The organism is Periweissella fabalis, from assembly GCF_012396505.1.
GTDB lineage: Bacteria > Bacillota > Bacilli > Lactobacillales > Lactobacillaceae > Periweissella > Periweissella fabalis.
In genome coordinates this window covers 502,130-522,893 of the sequence record NZ_JAAXPN010000001.1, presented here as the reverse complement: position 1 = coordinate 522,893, position 20,764 = coordinate 502,130, and the positions used below count along the sequence as shown (strand labels likewise).

The window sequence follows — 20,764 nt, the reverse complement described above, 5'->3', positions numbered from 1 at the left end:
CAATTTAATATACAAAATATATTATACATTTCATGTAATATGTTATATTATAATAATAAAATTTACCAAAGTGAGGATCACGCATGTTAGTCGAAAATGGTGCAGACCTACTAAACGACTTTGCTACAATTAATACAAAGCCCCAAATGAAAAAAATTGGGGACGATGTTTATTTTTTTAGCGGTTATGGAACCAGTAATGTAATTGCAATTGAAGGACAAACGTCTGTGATCTTAATCGATACGTTGGAATCTCCAGATGCTTCGGCACAATTATTAGCTGATCTACAAAAAGAAACTGATAAGCCAGTTAAGACAATTATTTATACCCATGGACATCCAGATCATCGTGGTGGTGCATCAACGTTTAAAGCAACTGTTGAAAATATATATGCATTTAATAATCAAGATAAGCCATTAACGGCAATTAATGATATTAAACATGCTTTAAATGATCGTGGTGCCCATCAAATGGGGTACCATCTTACTAATGCTGAAGCAATTACAATGGGAATTGGTAAGTTAGAAGGCCATATGGTTGGTATGCGTGGTTATGAGCCGTTACAACCAACTGAATTCATTGATAATGGTGTATCTGCACGGACAATAGATGGCGTCTTGATGCAACTTGCGACAGCACCTGGTGAAAATGGTGATATGGGATATATTTGGTTACCAGATCAACAAGTCCTTTGTTGTGGTGATAATTATTACGGGTGTTTTCCAAACCTAGCCCCAATACGTGGTGGACAATATCGTGATATTGGGAATTGGCTGAAGAGTTTAGACTTACTAGTTTCTTATGATGCACAATATGTACTACCTGGTCATTTAGAACCATTGATCGGATATAAAGAAGTTAAAAAGACGCTGTCAAATTATCGTGATGCACTTCAATCCATCTTTAATCAAACTTTAATTGCAATTAATCAAGGACTACCAGTTCAAGAAGTTGTTGAAACTGTGTCCTTACCAGAAAAATTTAAAAATTTACCATATTTAACTGAAATTTATGGAACGGTTGAGTGGTCTGTTAGAGCTATTTTTGCAGCGTATGTTGGATGGTTTGATGGCAACCCAACAAATTTACATAGTTTACCAACACAAGAGGCAGCCAATAAAATGATTAATTTAATTGGTGGGGCAAGTAAAGTTGAGCTTGCTATACAAAAAGCAATTACGGAAAAAGATTATCTATGGGCATTAGAATTGTGTGACTTATTATTAAGCATTGGACGGATTAGTACAATTGGTAGTAAGGTGCAAGTGTTGCGATTAGTTGCAGAACAGGAAACAACAGCAACCGGGCGACACTATTATTTAAGTACTGCAAATGAATTAGAAGCTGAACTTTAATACTTACTACAACTCTTTGCTTTAAAATTAATGCATTATATATCTAAAACTAGGAGATGTGACATGGCTCTTTTCTAGTGTTAAGTTACTGCTAAACTCGCTCTAGAAATCTAGTATATTTGAAGTATACTTAAAAAGAAATTAGGAAAGTTGCCGCTGAATTTACGGTTGATTGAGTATGCTAACTAAAAAATAAATATAATCCATTTTATTATAGATATATACATTTAAATATTATTTAATTGATGTATAATTAATGTATATTCAAAATATATGGGGTGTTAGGGATATAGTGAATAGTGCTAGTTAACAGTATTCATTTAAGAGTTCTTACAAGAGGGGATTTCTTAAACTAGGAAATAAACTATTTTAAATATATTATATTGTATATAATATAAAAAAAGACTACATAATATGTGGTCTTTTTTATTAATGAAAATTCATTTTAATTTATATTGATAGCCTTTTCTACTAAAGTGTAATAATATTATACTTTAGTAGAATATTAAATAGATAGGAGAGAAATGGTGCAAAAAAAGATTCAAGGTACCATAACACTAATTATTTTTTGTATTGGTATGATTCTATTAGTGCAGTCTAGCCCGGTCCATGCTGCCCAAGCATCAGCGGAATTTGAATTAACACCTATTTTACCCAAGAATCAAAATACGCAAGTAGTTAATCATTTTTCACTAAATGTTCGGCCACAACGTCCTCAAGATTTACAAGTTGTAATAACAAATTTAACCGATCGTAAGCTTAAAATTTATCAGTCAGTAGGGAATGCTTATACTAAGACTAATGGTATAATTTCGACAGACACTCCTAAAGTTGCCGAAAAGTTTAATTCAGATAGTTCACTAAAATATCAATTTGTAAATAGTTTTCGACTCTTGGATCCAAAAGTTATTACGTTAGCTCCACATGCTCATGTAACTGTAACTGGAAGATTTATAGGCAATGTTGATTTGCGTTTCGTGGGCTTAATTATGGGTGGGTGGAATTTTACCACTAAGCACAAACATGAGCAGGTAATTACAAGTCAATCAATGTGGGTCGATTTACACGTCACAAAACGGTTACAGCCTAATATTGTATTACAAAATGTTGAAGTCGAGCGGCAACGACACCATGAAAATTTGGTTGTACATGTAGAAAATGCGGTGCCTGCTGCATTTTATGGGGAGGTTAATGCAACTGTGTTGAATGATAAAAAGCAGCTTGTTAGCCAAGTTAGCTATCCTCAGCTACGAATTGCACCTAATTCTAATTTTTTACTTGATGTATTGGCTAGCGGAGTCCATCTTCAAGCTGGAAAGTATATATTAAAGATTGATACAGATGATGCATTAACTAAACAGCAAAGACACTTAACGCGGCAATTAACAATTGCCAAAGCAGGCCAACATCAAGCGGTAACGTCTGATAAACAGCCGATACCATGGGGATGGATTTTTAGTGGTATAAGTGCAACCGTTGCAATTATTGCAATTGGTGGTTGGATTTCTAATCGCCGTAAATAATATAGTATTAAATAAAAAGCGACTAACTCAAATTTTGAGTTAGTCGCTTTTTGTAATAAACAAATTTATCGAATTTTAGAGTAACAAGGACTATCTAACGTAGAACTTATGATCTGTTACATAATTGGTTTACTTTGATTATGTTTACGAATGTACGTAAAGAATAATAGATTAAAAACCATTATGAATGTACCTGCTACAAAAATACCAGAGTAACTAAAGAGGTTAGCAAGTAAAGCTCCCAGTAGTGGCCCTAAAACGGCCCCAATTGATTGGAAACTCTGATTATATGAAAAGACGATACTAGTTTCACTAATTTTTGTATTACGAGTAAGCAATGTTTGAACAGAGGGTAACATTGCTGCATCTGAAATCCCTGTTAAAAAGCGTAGAATCATTAATTCTGGAATATTTCGAGTCATAGACGTAAGTAAAAAAATTACAGCTGCAAAGATAAAGCCAAAAATTAATACTTTATGTGAGCCGATTCGATCACCAAGCCGACCAAAACGTGGAGCAGCAAGCACAGTTGAAATACCAGGCATGGCGGCTACTAAACCAGCAACAAAGGTAATCGTATGTGGATTGGCATTTAATTGGCGAACGTATAAGCTTAAAATAGGGTTGATTGACATATTAACAATTTGTACTGCCATTGTAGTGATGAACAAAATTAAAATTAGCTTATTTTGAGTTACATCTTTAAATGTTTTTTTAACTGGTAATTGACCGTTTTTTAGAGGCACAGGGGCTACAAATGTTTCTTTAACAAAGAAATATGTTAGCACAAATACTGTTAACATTATTATGCCTGTAATATGAAAAGACATTCGATATGAAAAGACACTAGCTAAGGCACCACCAAGTAATGGACCTAACAATGTACCAGCTGTCATTCCAGTAACTAAAATACTAAGTGATTGGCCAACATGTTCACGTGGGGTCTGTGTTGCAATTAGAGCATTAGAATTTGATACGTAACCACCAAAAGCTCCTTGTAATGCTCGTAGCAACATTAATTGCCAAACGTTAGTTACAAAACCCATTAAGAAAAAAACAATCCCCATTCCAAGTGAAGCTCGTAGTAGCATTAATTTACGCCCTTTACGGTCAGCCATTCGTCCCCAAATAGGTGAAACAAGGGCCATCATTAGGAATGAAACAGAAAACACAATACTACTATAAATCGTTAATTGAGACTTATTGTATTGACCAAGTTGGTCGATGAATAATGAAAGGAAAGGCATAATTTCGCTCATACCTAAGCCGGTCATGAAGACTCCAAACCATAAGACGATTAAATTACGGCGCCATATGGGTAGATTATTTAGTTTAGACATATTTACTACCTCGAAATGATTATTGAACACATCATTGTAAACTAATTAATGTTAAAATAATAAGAAAATAAATCTCAATGTGTCAGTTTATGTATCTCGACAATCAATAATTAATTAGCTATTTAATTAGGTGCTTAGAATTTGTAAGAAATAATCAAAAAGCCATGTCGCATGGGCTTTACTTATCGTAAACGCATGGCAACTATTTGTTTATGATTAAAATACCGAGCTGATAAAAATAATTAAAGGCGGCAATTACTAAAATTAACGATTAATATACAGATGATGCTACAGGTGAATTAATACAAAATATACGCTTATGAACGTTTAAAAACAAGTAATAAGCGAAAGCTTTATTAAAGCATAAATAATTGGTAAAAGTACGATGACAAAATAAAAAGCTCTGATTAGAAATTTATTTTCTATCAGAGCTTTTTATTTTGATTAGTGATTTATAGCATGATATAAATCAACACTGGCCACTCGAATAGTTTGCAAGCTACCATTTGTAGTTAATAAAATCGTATTCTTTAATGTTTTGGTATTTCCATAGTACGAGCCATAATAATTTAAATTAGCCGCTGCAGCATGAATTAAACCATATTGGATATACATTCCATTAGTATAAGCTCGTGATCCACCTGGGAAAAAATTTGCCAAACGATTTTTGGGAATTAAAGTACCATTTTCAGTTGCAACAAGTACTTTATAGAAATCGCTAGCACTTTGAAAAATATCTCCAGAACCATAATCAGCGGAAACAATCCGGCGTATATCAGCTAAATAAACTTTTTGTGCTAATAATGTATTTAAATTTTCTGGATACGCTAAGTCAGGATTATTTGGTAGCGTATTGTAAAAGTAAGTTTCTTTAAGACCCAGCGGTTGAATAATATATTGTTCAACGTTAGCCTGATAACTCTTGCCGGTTAACTTAACAATGATGCCAGCTAACAAAGCATAATTGGCACTTGAATATGACCATTTAAAAATTCCGGTTGATTTCATAATATGCTGGTTAAATTCTAGTTGGCTTTTTTCACTGGTCAATGGAGCTACTGGGAAAATATCGCCACTTTTAATTCCTGATGTGTGACTTAATAAATTTTGAATTGAAATCCGATCAGAAAAACGAATTTCAGGATAAAATTTATTTAAACGGGTGTTTAGTGAAAGTTTACCTTCTGCGATTAGATGGTCTAAAATAATTCCTGTGAACATTTTTTGAAATGATGAAATTGGAAATAAAGTATGCTCATTAATTACAGTTCCGGTTAAGACATTTGAGAAACCATCAGTTACAACCACGGGCTGATTTGAATTAACAGTTGTTGAAATAACTATCCCATTAAGTTTTTGCTTGTTAATAATTGCTCGTAACTTATGCTGAGCAGGAGTATCATTTTTTGGATCTTGAGCGATTTTTGAAGTATTTGGAGCAGCTTCAATTGGACTATCACTCGTTTGAGATTGCTGCTTCTTAGAGACAATATTTTGTTTAATATCTTTTTCATGATAAGCATGGAAAAGATAACTCCCAAGAATCCCACCACCTAAAATAGCGATTAATAAAGCGCTAATTATTAAACGACGAGAATGGTTTTGCTTAGTACGATGATATTCATTGCGACGGTTGGCCATAATAAGAATTAAAACTCCTAATATTTAAAAATAATGAAATGGCTAAATGTAGATAACCATTAAAGTTCAACATAATGTTAATAGTTTAAGCTAGCAAAATTAATTTTTCATTAAAGTTCAACATAATGTTAATAGTTTAAGCTAGCAAAATTAATCTTGTTTATCTTCTACACCATGGGGCAATCCTAAAATAACGTGCTTAACATGGGCGATAGTAGCTTCGATGACTTCCAAAATATGTGGATCATCTAATCGGTAGAGGACATGCTTACCAACCTTGGTAAAAGCAACTAACTGATGTTTTTTCAAAACAGCTAATTGATGCGACACACTAGGTTGATCTAGCTCAAGTACTTTTACAATGGATGAGACATCAAGTTCATTATTTTCCAGAGCATATAGAATACGGATTCGAGTTGGATTACTAAGAACCTTATAAATGGCCGCTGTTTCGGCAAGCTCAGGTGCACTTAGAGCTTTAATCGTCGTCATAGCGGATCTCCTTTAATAAATTAAATTAGTGCATCAGCTGGAAAAGATGTGAAATTAAATTACTTTCCCAAATTACACTAACCCCAATTATAACATAAATGAGACGGGTGGCAATTTCTCCATATTTTTCAATTGCGAGACCAATAACCGGTAAATTATCGATTTTTTGAGCTAAAATTGTTGATAGGATCATTAAAATAGTAATGTAAAAAGCTCCAATAATCGTTTCTAAAATTGATAAATTACTTAATACAGGTACGTAAATGGCAAGATTATCAGCTCCACATGTCCCTAAGTAGACCATAATTACACCTAAAATTGCTGATTTATGACTGGTTTCAGTCGCTTCTTCTTCGCTACTTTTAATTGCCATGTAGATGGGAATTAAACCTAGTATACCGAGTGTCCAAGCTGGTAAAAGATCATGCAAAGTTTGACTAATTATTGCAGCTATAAACCACAACAAAAGCATTCCAATACCATAGCCAATTAAAGTCGATCGAAAACTATATTTTTTTAGTAAAAATAATAAGATAACGAAAAAGTCTAAATTTACAGCGATAAAAAGTAGCGTTAATAATGTGATATTCATTTTTTCACCTCGATAGATATAATATATGTTACATATAACATATATTATATAGTAGTTGAATTTGATTAAATTTACAAGGATAATTAAAACTGAAATAAAATAAGGAGGTTAACATTGCTACATGCAAATAATAATTTCACCTACCAAACAAATGCGGTCTGAGAATGTAACTTTAAAAAAGACTACGCAACCTCAATTTAAGAAACAAGCACAGCTAATTCGTAAAAAATTAGCACAATATTCATTAGCTGAACTTCAGGAATTATGGAAATGTAGTCAAAACATTGCTAAACAAAATTTTGAACGATTACATAACACAAAATTAATTTCAGGGCCTGCAATCCTAATGTATCAAGGATTACAATTTCAAAATATGGACATAAAAGCAATGACACCATCCCAATTAGATTATTTGCAAACTAATTTGTTGATTTTATCAGGAATGTACGGACTTTTGCGACCATTTGATGAAATTGAACCATACCGTCTTGAAATGCAAGCTAAATTAGCAACGCAAGCCAGTAACACTATTTACGAATATTGGGGAGCTAGTCTTTATACAAAATTATTTTCCAAAAACAATATAGTTATCAACCTAGCCTCAAAAGAATATGCTAAAGCAATAAAAAAGTATATTGGATTGGATGACAATTTGATTGATATAGTTTTTCTAATTAAGCGTAATGGTAAATTTATGCAACAAGCTACAATCGCTAAACAAGCTCGTGGTAGAATGATTAATTACTGTGCTATCAATGAACTAAAAGATGTCAATGTCCTTAAAAATTTCAATGAATTAGGGTTTAAATATGACATAGACAAGTCAAGTTCAAAGGAATTTGTATTTGTTCAAAGTGATTTAGATAAAAAATCTTGATTGTAGCTTTTTCTTATCTGGAAGATAAATGATTAATTAATGAGAATTTTAAATTTAAATACAAATAAATGTAAATATATCCGTAATTTGTAGTAAAATATTTAGCGATAGAATTTTCTCAAAGATAGGGTAGGAGTACAACATGACAAATAAACGACCAATCGTAATTGGTGTAACTGGTGGGTCAGGATCAGGTAAAACAACGGTTACAAAAGCAATTTTAGATGACCTTAAGGGTGAATCAATTTTAGTTTTACAACAAGATAGTTATTACAAGGCACAAGATCATAAAACGATGACTGAACGTCGGGCAAATAATTACGATCATCCAGACGCATTCGACATTGATTTGTATATTAAAGATATTGAAAAATTACGAAATCGTGAAGCAATTGAAGCACCCGTTTACGATTTTACAGTATCAACTAGATCAGCGGAAACTCGTCATGTTGAACCAGCGGATATTATTATTTTAGAAGGAATTATGGTCTTTTCTGACGTACGGCTACGTGACTTAATGGATATTAAAGTATTTGTTGATACTGATGATGACATTCGCTTTATTCGTCGCTTACAACGAGATGTTGTCGAACGTGGTCGTACAGTCGATTCTGTTATTGGTCAATATTTGGCAACGACTAAGCCAATGTATCATCAATTTATTGAACCAACTAAACGATACGCTGATTTGATTGTTCCTGAAGGTGGAGAAAATCATGTGGCAATCGATATTTTAACACTCAAAGCACGTGATATTATTGCACAAGCTAAGGGATAATAATACATAAAAAAGCTTGCATGATTGGGAAGTCATGTAAGCTTTTTTATGTATTACGATTAGAGAAGATAAAAAGAGTGCCGTATGCTAATAACAATCAGGTATTATAGATAGATGGTATTAATTAGAAGTATGGGATATACCAGTAATGTTTGGTACAAAAGTAATTATAGCAATCTTATGCAAAGCGTTAGTTTAAAAAATGTAAAGAAGCTATTTAAATGTTGTAAAAACCACCGATAATATGCATTAGGTAAAATGTGAAAGCGAGAATAAATTATGCTAGTTTCAAATATTGAAATAGTTAAAATACGCCCATTAACGATTGAAGATGCGCCATCTTTATTGAAATGTTTACAACAGATTGATGAACAAGCACCATATTTATTATATGAACCTGGTGAAAGAGATTGGGATATTGAGACAACAAGAATGGTAATTGAACAAAGTAATACTTGTGGTATATTTTTGGGTGCCTTTGATGGTGTAAAATTGATCGGATATTTATTACTTCAAGGTGCTACATTAAAAAAAATAGCACATTCTGCTCAAATTGTGGTTGCAGTGGACATAATGTATCGCCAACAAGGAATTGGTAAAAGATTGCTAACCCAAGCAATTGAATTAGCCCAAAAGCAGGGACTAAAACGCTTAGAATTATCAGTTATTCCAGAAAATATAGTTGCTAAGAAAATGTATGAAAATTTTGGTTTTTTTGAAGAAGGGTTAAAAAAGAAAGCAATTAGGCAAGGTAATACATTCGTTGATGAAATTATCATGGCTAAATTATTTAACTAAGTCATAGTTTTAGTTTCATTTAATTTTGAGTTAGTACAGTATACTTATTCCTCGAGGTAGCTTAATAGTTATTAAGCTATTGATAATGTGTACTCAAGGCATAAATATAAGTAATAGAATTTAGGTATATCAAGAACTATGATAAGGTTTGTGTCAGAAGTAAGGCACTATTGAGAAATATACTAAGACGACTCCTGAAGAATTTTTCTTCAGGAGTCGTCTTAGTATATTTTGAATACATCATTATTTAATCACTTCTAGCTGTAAATTACTGTTGAATTGCTAAAAATATGAATGTTAAAATTTTGTGTTATATAGATTAGGCTAATTGAATGATGGATAATCTTCTCAATCTAAGCTGTAAACGCTATAATAAATATATTAATTATTTATTAATCGATCAAGGAGTAAAATGCATGCATATAAAAACAGATAGTTTTACGATACGAGCGTTTACTGAAAAAGAGATTCCAACCTTTACAGAATATCATAATAATCTTGTTTGGATGAATATCAAGGATTTAAAGGCTTAGATACAATGACCTTTGCACAGGAGCTACTACAGCCAATAGATTTATTCGCAGGTCATCAATTTGCTGTTGTAAGTAATGATAAGGAAATATTAATTGGGGATATCTATTTGCAACGAGATGCTAATAAATTGTGGCTCGGATATACTATGAATCCTAAATTTGCTAGACAAGGCTATATGCATAAAATTATCCAAGCCGTTATATCTGAAATACACCTTGATAAAACTGTTGTTGCGATTTTGGCTGGCGTTGAAATAGCTAATGAAGCTTCAAGTAATTTATTAAAAAAGTTAGGTTTTAAATATCTTGAAACGGAAGATGGTGAAGACATATATATCTTTAACTACTAAGTTTAATCTTTTTTAATTTCATTTAATCTATAAGGAATAAGATAATAATAATCCCAAAAGGTTAAAACTTTCATTCATAAATTAATATATAAAACACCCATTTAAGTTGCTGCCAACAATTTAAATGGGTGTTTTATATATTACAATTCTGTTTTTACAGTTACAGCTACTTTTGGTTTGCGACCACGTTTAGTAACGGGTTTTGGGACTAATTGAGCTTCTTTATTGGGATCAGTAACGATTAATTTACGATATTCACGAGGAGTAATACCAGAAACTCGTTCAAATTCCTTTATAAAATGCGATGAATCATAGAATCCTAGCATTTCTGATATTTCATACGTCTTTAATTTCGTATTCATACGGAGAAGACTGTAACTCGTATAAATTTTTTGTTGGTTAATATACTCAACGGGTGTAAGTTTTAAATCATTTTTAACAATACTACGTAGTTGATTAGGAGTAATGTGCATTTGCTTAGCAATGTCATCAGTTGAAAGCTTAGTAAAAATATTAGTTTGAACTATTTGTTCAAATTGGCCAATTTCTACTTGATGTGCTTGCTCAGGAGTTGCGAGCACATCAAGTAAAAAACGATCAATAAAGGCATTAGTATGCTCATGAGCTGCCTCGATTTCAGTTAAAAATTGATCACAAATGGAGTAAATCTGACTAGCATCTAAACCAGCAGCAATCGCAAGCTGGCCAATGATTACTATTAAAGCCACGCTCATATATTTTTCCGATAATATTTTACCACTTTCAGCAGTTGGATATACTGCATTACTTTTCCGATTAGCAAAGATTATAACGCGGATGATACTAGCACATTTGGCATAGTCTCGTGACTTTAAACCATCATTAAACATGTTATATAGTAATTTACTAGATGTCGCATTGAATAATAACGGCATTTGCTTAACCAGTAATGGTGGCGTTGTTGCAGCAATTTTTTGATTAGTAACAACGCGATTACAGTTTATTTCTGTATCGAATACTGCCTCAAGGATATATTTAAAAACAGCTTGGAATTGATCAACAATACCAGATGTTGCTTTATGTAAATTACGCTGTGGCTTTGTAGGTGTTAAAATTAAATACTCATCAAGTTTAACAATATAATGTAAAGTTTGTCGATCTAATAAGCAAATTGCCGTATGGGTTGTGTCATTAAAATAGTCAAGGATAACTTGTTGTAAATGTTTTTCTAGATTAAGTGGTGTAAAGAAGGTCTGTAAATCAACAGCTGTTGAATAGTTAAAATTTAAATTTTCACCAAGTAAAGTTAGAGTTTGTAATCTATTCTTATTCATCTTATACCTCATAGCAGGATGTATTTTAGGAAAATAGTAAATAAATTTTGATTTTGTTGAAATCAATTATATAATAATAATACATTTTAAGGAAACGCTTTCATTAGAAAGAAATTATTTTTCTAAAAATATTCTACCATTTTTTTGTAGTAATAAAAACTTTTTGAGCAATTATAAGTATAAAATAGGCTGTAATTCTTGATAATAGTGAATGGGCCACAGGATAGTACGTTTAATATTAAATTAATATTTAGTGCTTATAATTATGATGTTCCTTAAAATTATGTAAGTTGAGATATTGAACAATTTTAATTTACTAATATTGAAAAAGTACGGAAATACGTTTTCGGACTTTTTTTATATAATATAATAGAATAGCTATATTATTGCATAGTACATGAAAAAATGTTTTAATGAAATCGGTTACCTAAATTGAGACAGGAGAACATAGCAATGCCCGACGTTTATGAATTAGCTTCATTATTTCACCAAAAATTTGATAATCGGCAGCCCGACGTTCCAACGCCATTGGATTGGCAAGAAACGATTTATCGTTCAAGTTTTGTTTTAGAAGAGTTAGTTGAATTTATTGCGACTACGTGTCAAGATGAAGCGATGTTTAGTGCAGCAATGGGACAATTACAATCAGCTTTTGAGCGGGCCCAAACAAAGATGCGTACTAAGCAACGTGAAGAACATCCAACTTTAGTTAAACAAGCAGATGCACTTGGGGATGTTATTTATCTTTCATACGGCACAGCAGTTTTAATGGGGCTTAATCCAGCTAAGGTTATTGAAGCTATTCATGATTCTAACATGGCTAAATTGTTCGATGATGGGCAACCACACTTTGATGTTAAAACTAATAAGGTTATGAAGCCAGCTGATTGGGAAGAAAAACATGCACCTGAAAAGCAGATTACGGCAGCAATTTTAGCTCAAAATGCACATGCAAAAATATAAATCAAAACTTTGAGTATCCTAAAGTTTTGATTTATAACCTTCTAACTAGAAATTAAGGTTGAAAAGTGGGCAGGGATATAACTATTTTTTAGCAATAATTTGCAACTAAATTTGTGTTAAAAGCTTGATATACACTAAATACCTCCCTGAAGAATTCTTCAGGGAGGTATTTAGTGTATATCATTAATATCAATATCGCTCGACTTCTTGCATATATTCTTTAACTGATAAAGTAAATTAAAGAATATTTTTGGCTGCTAACTCGGTGAGGGCATCACCATCGACACGATAAACAGTCCAACCATCCATTGGTTTGGCACCCATGCGTTTGTAAAATTCAATTGATGAAGTATTCCAATCTAAGCACCACCATTCAAAGCGACCATAGTCCCGGCTAACTGCTAAATTAGCAAGGTAGGCTAATAATTGTTTACCAAAACCGGCCCCACGGAATTCAGGTTTAACGTATAAATCTTCAAGATACAAGCCAGGCTTACCAACAAATGTTGAAAAATTACTAAAGAAAAGTGCAAATGCAACCGGTTGAGCATCAACCTCACCAATAATTACTTCAGCCTTATGGTCTTCAAATAGAGTTTTTTTGAGGATCTCTTCAGTTGCAGTAACTTCACTAAGAAGTTCTTCGTATTCAGCGAGTTCTTTAATAAATTGGAGAATTAGGGGAGTATCTTCTACAGTAGCTAAACGAACATGTAACTTAGACATAAAATGTTTCCTCACAGTTTTCTAATAAATATATTGTAAGCTACATTATATATTATTTAAAAAACTTTAAGCAGTTAAATTTTAATAATATTGAAAATAGATGATTTTAAAAAGCATAATAGGCATGGTGATGGTAAATATGATAATATTTAAAGCAAATAAATAATGTTGGTAGCAATTGAACCACGTAGTTAGGAAAGATAATGAAGCCATCAAGCATATTAGATAGCGAATATCAAAAGCGTTATCACAGTCTTAAAATAAATAAAACAAATCTAGGATATACAATCGGTTTAGACAAATTAGCTTCTAGTATGGATGCTTGGCATGTTGAAATTAAACAAAACCAACAAATATCTAAGCGGGTTGAAGTAAGATTAAATCAATTATGGGAGGAGCAAGATTACTTAGGATTGGCACATTTAATGCAATTTACGCCGGATAAGTATAGTATTGTTCGTTCTCCAGTTTCAGTTTTGCATAATACACGGATGATAAACAAAGATTTGTCAGCTTCAATATATACATTATCACCACAACCAATAAAACGAGTATTAATTTTTATTCATGGCGGTGGCTTGATTAATGGATCGACAAAGCGAGCTACTGATTGGTTACATAAATTATTATCACAGCTTGGTGATGGTTGGGCAATTGTAAACGTTGAGTATCCATTGATTACACAACTTAAAATCAATCTTTTACTTGATGCGCTAGTGCCGATGTGTGAAATAATTCATCAGTGGTATCCAACTGCTAAATTATATATAGCCGGTGATAGTAGTGGAGCAGGTTTGGCAATGCACGTGGTGAGACAAAATACAAGCATAATCAGTGGCCAAATTTTAATTTATCCACAATGTCAATTTGGTGGTGCTAATCAAGTGAACGCAGCTAGTGAAATTTCATTTTTAACTGATTTTAAAAGGATGCTTAATGTTCAGACTGCTTTAATTAATCAGCAAGTTAATAAAACTTTTACTTGGGATATAAATTTAAATATTCCTACGCTAATTATTAAAGCTGAGTATGACATTTTTAATGCGACCTTAGCAGCACGTTTAGAACCAATTGAGCAATCAGCAGAGCTACTTAGAATCGATACTTTCCAGGGTATGTTTCATGGATTCATGGATTATTTTGGAATTCTGCCACAAGCTGAGTTCGCTACCTATCAAATTAGTGCGTGGCTCATGCAATATTGAGTAGCTATAAGGAGAGAAAAATGACTCAGCCAATGATACAGTTAAGCACATTAGTCCATGCTACACAATCAGATTCCTTACTTGATATATTCTTAAAGGTAAATAATGTCTCGTATCTTAACAATAAAGCCAAAGCTCGTGTAGAGGCTAAAGCATTAGCTGGGTTAGCACGTCAACTATTACGGTTACCAAATTTTAGTATTGCCAAACAAGGTGGCTATATTTTAAATTTTGCGATTACCTTTAAAATACGTGAAGAATTCGATGTGCTCCGATTTAGTAAAGATACCGTTTTAAATATTGAATTAAAAAGTCAATTTCCACGCAAAAGTTCAATAATAGAACAACTAAGACGGCATAAAGTAATTTTAGACACCTTAGGCAAGCAAACTATTATATGTAGCTTTGTTCGGCAAGAAAATAAATTATATTTATTAAAAAATGACCATTTAATTCAAATTAGTTTTCGACAACTAAGCAATTTAATTGCGGAGGATTATTTACTCGAAAATGAATTAGCAACAATACAAGTGCCGGATAAAAAAGATGTAAATCAGCGATATTTGTCTAAAATAATTAACCGTAGAAAACGCTTAAGGTTCACGATTAAGAAGTAAGTGAAGGAAGCATACTAGTTAATAAAAAGCGTGAAGCGGATGCTTTTTTCTGCTAATATTAAACTATTAGGAAATTAACCTGTATGGAGGATACCACATTTGAATAGGAAGTATATTGATAGAACATATGTAATAATTCTAGATATTGCAATGGTTGCATTAGGTCTGATTATGATTAGTTTTTTTGGCAAAGAGATCTGGAATTTGGGAAGTATGTTATTGGCTGGTGGTGCATCAGTTAACTTTTACAAGGTTTCTGAAATTATTTTAGAAACCTTTATGTTCTTTGAGTTTGCTATTTTGACACGTGAATATTTTGTTCAAGACAGAATCTCATTGCAAAATTTCATTTATATCGGAATTACAGCAATGTTACGTAATTTGTTGGTTATTCATAATGATACGCTTGATATTTTAATTCAAGCTGCAGCAATATCACTATTAGTATTGGTATTTATTGCTTATAATTTATCGAAACGTTATATTTTAACGCAAAAACACCATGATGAGCGTGATGGTAAAATTTTTATCGAAGAACATCCAGAAAATGATTTTTAATGACGCTCTATTCGGAATATATATAAAAATGCAAGGGAAATTAATTTTCCTTGCATTTTTATATATATTTAATTAGTAACTACAGATTGAATAACGTAAATTGTGGGTACAGTTTTAGTTTGTTTATCATTAGTCTGGTAATTTGTCCGCTTACCAATAACACCAGTTATACTAATTTTACTACCAACTTTAATAGTTTCCTGATCTTTAAAAACAATAATATAAAAATCTTTTGGCGCACTAGTATCAAAAACTAAAGCGAATGGATGCCCATTACTATTACCAACCTGAACTATCTGTGCCTGATTTAATGCAAAAGCTTTAGATGCAAGCTTGTCTGAGGTAACTAATTGGCTATACGGATACTGTTTAGCATTTGAAAATGTATTAACCATAGTTCCTTTGGGCTTATTAGTGGATTTATTAGTTATGATACTTGTTCTTTGAGATGCTCCTGGCAAAGCACTATCTTTTTTTTGGATTGCTGGAACTATCGGAACTGCTTTGGAAGACGTCGATTTAATCGACCAATAGCCGCCAATACTGCTTACTAATAAGATTAAGAAGCTAATAGCGAGTGATAAACGAGATGCATGTTGCATTTCTTTAATATTACGCCAGCGAATTATATTAATAGTACTCATGATAAAAACAACTAAGGCAATAGTCGCCATAGTGAATAAAATAATTGCAATAATTTTCACAACAACCTCCAAAAAAATTTATCTAATATGAGTATAACATTTTTTAGAAAAAGAGCGGTTGTGAAGCTTGATAAAATTTACAAACCCTATACAATTAGAATATTGACATTTTTTAATTTTTTTGTTCATAATCTAACACTAAGATTATATCTAACATTCAATTATGCTAGTGGAATGAGGAAAATTATGGAATTGAAAACAGAACGGCTCATATTAAGGCCTTGGAAATCAACTGATGCATCAAGTTTATTTCATTACGCATCTAATCCAACCATTGCTAATTCTGCTGGTTGGATACCACATAATAGTGTCGAAGAAAGCCGCATGATAATTAATAGTATTTTTCAAAATGATCATACGTTTGCAATAACATTAAAGAATGATTTACAAAATCCAATTGGGGCTATTCGACTTGCTAAGGCAAATGAGAATGTAGTTTTAGTTAAAGAAAATGATATCGATTTAGGCTATTGGCTGGCTGAAGAGTTTTGGCATCAGGGGATAATGACGGAGGCATTAATTGCTGTAATTGATTTAGCAATTAACGAACTTAAAATGGCGAATGTATGGTGTAGTCATTTTGCAAATAATATTCGAGCACAACAGTTAGAGCAACGGTTAGGTTTCAACCACATTTATACTGAGTATGACGTCATTAATCTTAAAACTGGAATGCACCATAATGTGCACTATGGCCGTATAATAGCGCAAGAATGGCTAAAATAGCATCTAAATTGATAGTAAAAAGCTCCCAGATAACGAATGAAGTTAGAAAAATAGAAGCGTACATGAAACTCGACGGAGTTCATGTACGCTTCTATTGCTTTATAGGATTAGTGAAGTACAAGCCATTAGTCTATTTAATCCTTGAGACCGTTTGAAAAAAAGACTGAATTAATTTGCCTTTTGAATCAAGTTATAGAACGCATTACTACTAGAAAAGAGTTGTGGCACAACTTCTTTTTATTGAATAAAATGATCCGAAGAGTAATCACTATCAAACCACTTAATTAAATAATTAACAGCTAAGCTAATAATAGTAATTATGCTAATAATTGTTAAACATTCCAATGAAGGATTATCTATATAAGGGGCAATAAAATGGACACACAATAAAAATGATACATAGCTTGTTGTCCAAAGTATTATTGATTTAAATTTGCATAGCATATATAATTTTTACCTTTACATTTTTACAACAATAGTTAATATACTAACATAAAATGTTTTAAAATCAAATAAAAAACAGACACCAAAGTCTAAATAGGGGGGAAGACTTTAATATCTGTTCTTAAAGGGGGGATTTTAACTAAGAAACAACGTCATCGTTGTTATATGTACTAGCTTGTAGTTTGCTATTTATAAAACCTTCTAATTTAAACAGGGGGGTGTCTAATTAGAACAACAGATAAAATGGGGGGGAATCTGTTAAAAGGTTAAATAATAAATAGCAGTTATTACAATTCGTCACATTTCTTCTTTAAAAACCAATTACTATTTCTAGCAATGTATTGAATATAAACCTTTTTGACTAAATAGTCAATTGTTTGGCAAATAAAAAAATAAATTTTTTACCACAAACTAAAAATTTGTACTATTTGAGTTAATTAAAGCTAATTAATATTAGTGACGGTACTACTCTTATCATATATTACCTTTCCATCACGTACTGAATAGATTGGTTTTGTGGGGTTATTTGGATCCATTAAGCTAAGAGTAATATCTTTACCAAATTGCTGACGAACTGAATCATCCGTATGATTAACTTTAATTTTTAGGTATTTCCAAAAATCAAAGTTTTTAAGTTGTTTATTGGCATTTAACACATCCGCAACTTGATTAGCTGTACCACCCTTAAGAATAATATTGATGTGTTTAGGATTAGGGACTTTTACATTAGCCCGGTCCGCACTTACATGGTAATTAATTTGTTTATCAATCGCCATCTGCATTTCATTTGCACGTTTGTTTTGGTGATAATGATTAATATCAATTCCAATGACAAACGCTACAATTAACGCAATGACTATACCAAAGATAATTTGCGCTTTTTTTAATTTAAGCATAAGATATTTTCCTTTCACTATTAGTTATTACTATAGCGGTAATTTTAATAATTATAAGAATGATAGCTAAATTTAATATAAAAAGTCAATTTAAAACCATTAAACACAACTAAAAATTAATATTAACTATTTATTTGATTGATATTCATTTCTTATTAGTAGATTGATTGATGGGGCTAGGGGTGGTCATTGATAACACATGTTTAATTTGAAGACAGTCTACAATATAAGCAATAACCATAATAATACATGCAAATACAGCATATGAAAGATTAGTGGCAACTAAGATCGCAATGTCTAAGACTACATAGCTAATTGCACTAATTAGATAGCTTAACTTGCCAAATCGAACAATTAATTTTTGGCGAATTTGTTTAGGCATTAAGATGAAAAGCAGTAATAAAAAATATAAGATAAATGTACTCATTAATCAAGCCTCCAGGACTACATATAGTTAGTTTAATAATAACAAACACAACTATTTTTTGAAAGCGGTTACTTAATTCGCAAGTATAATAAAAGAGCGAATGTGACAATATTAGGTAATATTAGGAATATAGACTAAGATACCTCCTTGAAAATTTTTTCAAGGAGGTATCTTAGTACTCTGAATATATCGAGATTTAGTTATGTCACAGCCCATTAAGTACGGATTATGTTATATTGAAAATTAATTACTTAACACGAGCAGGTTCGGTACTTTTCTTATTATCATCATCACTTTGAATAGTTTCTTGAACTTTTTGGACACCATTTGAGGTTGCTTCCTTGACAGAATCAGTCAAGTCACTTGCACGGTCTTGAAGTGAAACGTTATTATCTTCGAATTCAGCCTTACCTTGAACATCGATTACACGTACATTAACTTCAACAACAGTTAAACCAGTCATTTTGTTGACTTCTCGTGCAATAATTTCTTTGATTTGATTGTATAATTTATGAATATCACTACCATATTCGGCAACGATATTTAAATCGACAGCAACTTCTTCTTTACCAACTTCAACATCTACGCCTTCAGTAGGGTTATCTGAATTGACAAGCTTGTTTTTAATATTGGCAATTAAGCCGCCATCAATTGCGAGTAAGCCCTTAGTATTTTCAAGTGAGATACCAACAATTTTTTGAATTACTTTATCATCAAATGATAATTCACCATCGATTGGTGTTTTTGGAGCCTCTTTTACATTAGTATTATTGATTGTAGTCATATTAATTCTCCTTATTTGGTTAACATAGATTTGATTAAAACGATAAAATCATTAGGTGTCAGATGATGCTTTTGCATATAGCTGCCACACCACCAACCTGCACCGGCCAATAATAGTAATAAAACCGTCCGCCAGAATCCCAAAGCTAAAAATAATACAGCAATGAGTAAACCAGTGAGTAGGCCGATTACAGGAGGTTGTTTAAGTAAATTTTGCAATGTTATTCCTCCTTATTAAACTACTCGTGGACGCGTCTTTTCATGTTTTTGTTGTTGGTCGATGAGAATCTTTGTGTGAACTTTAAATGCATCATCACCAATAAAATTAGTAATTTGATGATTAAGACGATCTGTAATGGCCGTAAGCTGCGGTTTCAGTAACTGGTTACCTTCAGTAGCTGCTCTTACAGCTATCTTAACGTGGTTTCTAGTTGACTTAACTTTAACTCGCGGGTTAAACAAGCCGGCTTTAATAACTGCTAATTCAGTATAACTAGCAATACTTTTATTGCTTAGTTCAAGTTGTCCGTCTTTATCGCTACGTAAAATTAGCTCTAGTCGAGCTATTGGGGCAAATAAGACAACTAACCAAATTATTAGTAAAAGGCCTAATAAAACAATTCCGGTATTAAATGAAACAGTTAACCAAGGAATTTTTGGAACGTGAATCTTAGCCAAGAAGTCATTTATTGATTGTAAAACTCTATAAAATTCAACCGGCCAGACAAATTCTGCCAATGGTATGGCATAAAGAATAAGAAGAATCGACAAAATAAATTTTTGCCATTTTTTCACTTTACCACCCCCTTTAGTTGATGAATTTAATTGGTGCAATGCAAAATTTGCTGATACTTATTTTTAGCAAACTCTCATTACAGTAATTCTAACAAAATTACTAAAAAAAAGGTTATTTGAAGATTAGCTGTGATAAATGAAAACGATTGCCGCTTTAAGTAAAATGTTATTATGATAAACTTTATCTTGATAAAATAATGATTGTACGATGTAAAATGGGTGACATAACTATTTGCTACTAGCATGTGTGTTAAAACATATAATTTAATGAAATACGAAAAAAGACCGAATTTTTTACAAATTCAGTCTTTTCTTAGTTTTATTCATT

23 protein-coding genes are annotated in these 20,764 nt (G+C 32.0%); 11 read left to right on the top strand and 12 right to left on the bottom strand.

Going from position 1 to position 20,764, the window contains the following annotated elements:
- The first annotated feature begins 83 nt into the window (after positions 1-83).
- Both HF964_RS02685 and HF964_RS02680 read left to right on the top strand, forming a co-directional pair.
- On the top strand, positions 84-1,355 hold the full coding sequence (locus tag HF964_RS02685; RefSeq protein ID WP_168721500.1) for an alkyl/aryl-sulfatase: 1,272 nt from the start codon (positions 84-86) through the stop codon (positions 1,353-1,355).
- Positions 1,356-1,879: 524 nt separating this feature from the next.
- The gene (locus HF964_RS02680) at positions 1,880-2,878 is read left to right on the top strand and encodes a WxL protein peptidoglycan domain-containing protein (RefSeq protein WP_210726977.1); all 999 of its coding nucleotides are present in this window, start codon (positions 1,880-1,882) and stop codon (positions 2,876-2,878) included.
- Positions 2,879-2,994: 116 nt separating this feature from the next.
- On the opposite strand, the gene HF964_RS02675 is transcribed toward HF964_RS02680, so the two are convergent.
- The 4 genes from HF964_RS02675 to HF964_RS02660 form a co-directional block, all read right to left on the bottom strand.
- The gene (locus tag HF964_RS02675; protein ID WP_168721498.1) at positions 2,995-4,218 is read right to left on the bottom strand and encodes an MFS transporter; all 1,224 of its coding nucleotides are present in this window, start codon (positions 4,216-4,218) and stop codon (positions 2,995-2,997) included.
- 444 nt (positions 4,219-4,662) lie between these two features.
- The gene (locus HF964_RS02670) at positions 4,663-5,859 is read right to left on the bottom strand and encodes a serine hydrolase domain-containing protein (protein WP_168721497.1); all 1,197 of its coding nucleotides are present in this window, start codon (positions 5,857-5,859) and stop codon (positions 4,663-4,665) included.
- Positions 5,860-6,009: 150 nt separating this feature from the next.
- Positions 6,010-6,351 carry an ArsR/SmtB family transcription factor gene (locus tag HF964_RS02665; RefSeq protein ID WP_168721496.1) on the bottom strand — a complete coding sequence of 114 codons (342 nt, stop codon included), beginning with the start codon at positions 6,349-6,351 and terminating at the stop codon, positions 6,010-6,012.
- A 25-nt stretch (positions 6,352-6,376) separates the two neighbouring features.
- Positions 6,377-6,943, bottom strand: a complete 567-nt coding sequence (locus HF964_RS02660; protein WP_168721495.1) for a cadmium resistance transporter — start codon at positions 6,941-6,943, stop codon at positions 6,377-6,379.
- 121 nt (positions 6,944-7,064) lie between these two features.
- Between HF964_RS02660 and yaaA the strand changes: the two genes are divergently transcribed.
- From yaaA to HF964_RS02640, 4 genes are all read left to right on the top strand, one after another.
- Entirely contained in the window at positions 7,065-7,820 is a 756-nt protein-coding gene (gene yaaA, locus HF964_RS02655; RefSeq protein ID WP_168721494.1) for a peroxide stress protein YaaA, read from the top strand.
- A gap of 142 nt (positions 7,821-7,962) precedes the next feature.
- Complete coding sequence (gene udk / locus HF964_RS02650; protein WP_168721493.1) at positions 7,963-8,598, top strand: uridine kinase; 636 nt, start codon at positions 7,963-7,965, stop codon at positions 8,596-8,598.
- A 279-nt stretch (positions 8,599-8,877) separates the two neighbouring features.
- On the top strand, positions 8,878-9,396 hold the full coding sequence (locus tag HF964_RS02645; RefSeq protein ID WP_168721492.1) for a GNAT family N-acetyltransferase: 519 nt from the start codon (positions 8,878-8,880) through the stop codon (positions 9,394-9,396).
- 502 nt (positions 9,397-9,898) lie between these two features.
- Positions 9,899-10,279, top strand: coding sequence for a GNAT family N-acetyltransferase (locus HF964_RS02640; protein ID WP_168721491.1), 381 nt, complete (start codon positions 9,899-9,901; stop codon positions 10,277-10,279).
- A gap of 140 nt (positions 10,280-10,419) precedes the next feature.
- On the opposite strand, the gene HF964_RS02635 is transcribed toward HF964_RS02640, so the two are convergent.
- The gene (locus HF964_RS02635; RefSeq protein ID WP_168721490.1) at positions 10,420-11,592 is read right to left on the bottom strand and encodes a helix-turn-helix domain-containing protein; all 1,173 of its coding nucleotides are present in this window, start codon (positions 11,590-11,592) and stop codon (positions 10,420-10,422) included.
- A gap of 453 nt (positions 11,593-12,045) precedes the next feature.
- On the opposite strand from HF964_RS02635, the gene HF964_RS02630 reads away from it, so the two are divergent.
- Entirely contained in the window at positions 12,046-12,555 is a 510-nt protein-coding gene (locus HF964_RS02630; protein WP_168721489.1) for a pyrophosphohydrolase domain-containing protein, read from the top strand.
- A gap of 237 nt (positions 12,556-12,792) precedes the next feature.
- On the opposite strand, the gene HF964_RS02625 is transcribed toward HF964_RS02630, so the two are convergent.
- Positions 12,793-13,281, bottom strand: a complete 489-nt coding sequence (locus HF964_RS02625; protein ID WP_168721488.1) for a GNAT family N-acetyltransferase — start codon at positions 13,279-13,281, stop codon at positions 12,793-12,795.
- 203 nt (positions 13,282-13,484) lie between these two features.
- On the opposite strand from HF964_RS02625, the gene HF964_RS02620 reads away from it, so the two are divergent.
- The 3 genes from HF964_RS02620 to HF964_RS02610 all read left to right on the top strand — a co-directional run bounded on the left by HF964_RS02620 (position 13,485) and on the right by HF964_RS02610 (position 15,661).
- Complete coding sequence (locus tag HF964_RS02620; RefSeq protein ID WP_168721487.1) at positions 13,485-14,486, top strand: alpha/beta hydrolase; 1,002 nt, start codon at positions 13,485-13,487, stop codon at positions 14,484-14,486.
- A 20-nt stretch (positions 14,487-14,506) separates the two neighbouring features.
- A complete protein-coding gene (locus HF964_RS02615; RefSeq protein ID WP_168721486.1) occupies positions 14,507-15,103 on the top strand; it encodes a hypothetical protein in 597 nt (198 codons plus the stop codon).
- Positions 15,104-15,202: 99 nt separating this feature from the next.
- Positions 15,203-15,661, top strand: a complete 459-nt coding sequence (locus HF964_RS02610) for a phosphate-starvation-inducible PsiE family protein (RefSeq protein WP_168721485.1) — start codon at positions 15,203-15,205, stop codon at positions 15,659-15,661.
- A 68-nt stretch (positions 15,662-15,729) separates the two neighbouring features.
- Here the strand turns inward: HF964_RS02610 and HF964_RS02605 are convergent, their stop codons facing one another.
- Entirely contained in the window at positions 15,730-16,365 is a 636-nt protein-coding gene (locus tag HF964_RS02605) for a hypothetical protein (protein ID WP_168721484.1), read from the bottom strand.
- Positions 16,366-16,551: 186 nt separating this feature from the next.
- Between HF964_RS02605 and HF964_RS02600 the strand changes: the two genes are divergently transcribed.
- Complete coding sequence (locus tag HF964_RS02600) at positions 16,552-17,091, top strand: GNAT family N-acetyltransferase (protein WP_168721483.1); 540 nt, start codon at positions 16,552-16,554, stop codon at positions 17,089-17,091.
- An 887-nt stretch (positions 17,092-17,978) separates the two neighbouring features.
- On the opposite strand, the gene HF964_RS02595 is transcribed toward HF964_RS02600, so the two are convergent.
- The 5 genes from HF964_RS02595 to amaP all read right to left on the bottom strand — a co-directional run bounded on the left by HF964_RS02595 (position 17,979) and on the right by amaP (position 20,436).
- A complete protein-coding gene (locus HF964_RS02595) occupies positions 17,979-18,431 on the bottom strand; it encodes a hypothetical protein (protein ID WP_168721482.1) in 453 nt (150 codons plus the stop codon).
- Positions 18,432-18,576: 145 nt separating this feature from the next.
- Entirely contained in the window at positions 18,577-18,858 is a 282-nt protein-coding gene (locus HF964_RS02590; protein WP_168721481.1) for a hypothetical protein, read from the bottom strand.
- A 247-nt stretch (positions 18,859-19,105) separates the two neighbouring features.
- The gene (locus HF964_RS02585) at positions 19,106-19,642 is read right to left on the bottom strand and encodes an Asp23/Gls24 family envelope stress response protein (RefSeq protein ID WP_168721480.1); all 537 of its coding nucleotides are present in this window, start codon (positions 19,640-19,642) and stop codon (positions 19,106-19,108) included.
- Between the two features lie 11 nt (positions 19,643-19,653).
- Positions 19,654-19,860 carry a DUF2273 domain-containing protein gene (locus tag HF964_RS02580; RefSeq protein WP_210726976.1) on the bottom strand — a complete coding sequence of 69 codons (207 nt, stop codon included), beginning with the start codon at positions 19,858-19,860 and terminating at the stop codon, positions 19,654-19,656.
- Positions 19,861-19,875: 15 nt separating this feature from the next.
- Positions 19,876-20,436 carry an alkaline shock response membrane anchor protein AmaP gene (gene amaP / locus HF964_RS02575; RefSeq protein WP_168721479.1) on the bottom strand — a complete coding sequence of 187 codons (561 nt, stop codon included), beginning with the start codon at positions 20,434-20,436 and terminating at the stop codon, positions 19,876-19,878.
- Positions 20,437-20,764: the final 328 nt, after the last annotated feature.

Excerpts from the sequence above, each read along its gene's own strand:
- HF964_RS02670 (WP_168721497.1), bottom strand. The coding sequence starts at position 5,859 with ATGGCCAACCGTCGCAATGAATATCATCGTACTAAGCAAAACCATTCT.
- HF964_RS02590 (WP_168721481.1), bottom strand. The coding sequence starts at position 18,858 with ATGAGTACATTTATCTTATATTTTTTATTACTGCTTTTCATCTTAATG.
- HF964_RS02665 (WP_168721496.1), bottom strand. The coding sequence starts at position 6,351 with ATGACGACGATTAAAGCTCTAAGTGCACCTGAGCTTGCCGAAACAGCG.
- udk (WP_168721493.1), top strand. The coding sequence starts at position 7,963 with ATGACAAATAAACGACCAATCGTAATTGGTGTAACTGGTGGGTCAGGA.
- HF964_RS02645 (WP_168721492.1), top strand. The coding sequence starts at position 8,878 with ATGCTAGTTTCAAATATTGAAATAGTTAAAATACGCCCATTAACGATT.
- HF964_RS02685 (WP_168721500.1), top strand. The coding sequence starts at position 84 with ATGTTAGTCGAAAATGGTGCAGACCTACTAAACGACTTTGCTACAATT.
- HF964_RS02585 (WP_168721480.1), bottom strand. The coding sequence starts at position 19,642 with ATGACTACAATCAATAATACTAATGTAAAAGAGGCTCCAAAAACACCA.
- yaaA (WP_168721494.1), top strand. The coding sequence starts at position 7,065 with ATGCAAATAATAATTTCACCTACCAAACAAATGCGGTCTGAGAATGTA.
- HF964_RS02675 (WP_168721498.1), bottom strand. The coding sequence starts at position 4,218 with ATGTCTAAACTAAATAATCTACCCATATGGCGCCGTAATTTAATCGTC.
- HF964_RS02680 (WP_210726977.1), top strand. The coding sequence starts at position 1,880 with ATGGTGCAAAAAAAGATTCAAGGTACCATAACACTAATTATTTTTTGT.
- HF964_RS02630 (WP_168721489.1), top strand. The coding sequence starts at position 12,046 with ATGCCCGACGTTTATGAATTAGCTTCATTATTTCACCAAAAATTTGAT.
- HF964_RS02660 (WP_168721495.1), bottom strand. The coding sequence starts at position 6,943 with ATGAATATCACATTATTAACGCTACTTTTTATCGCTGTAAATTTAGAC.
- HF964_RS02595 (WP_168721482.1), bottom strand. The coding sequence starts at position 18,431 with ATGCTTAAATTAAAAAAAGCGCAAATTATCTTTGGTATAGTCATTGCG.
- HF964_RS02615 (WP_168721486.1), top strand. The coding sequence starts at position 14,507 with ATGACTCAGCCAATGATACAGTTAAGCACATTAGTCCATGCTACACAA.
- HF964_RS02635 (WP_168721490.1), bottom strand. The coding sequence starts at position 11,592 with ATGAATAAGAATAGATTACAAACTCTAACTTTACTTGGTGAAAATTTA.
- HF964_RS02625 (WP_168721488.1), bottom strand. The coding sequence starts at position 13,281 with ATGTCTAAGTTACATGTTCGTTTAGCTACTGTAGAAGATACTCCCCTA.
- HF964_RS02620 (WP_168721487.1), top strand. The coding sequence starts at position 13,485 with ATGAAGCCATCAAGCATATTAGATAGCGAATATCAAAAGCGTTATCAC.
- HF964_RS02600 (WP_168721483.1), top strand. The coding sequence starts at position 16,552 with ATGGAATTGAAAACAGAACGGCTCATATTAAGGCCTTGGAAATCAACT.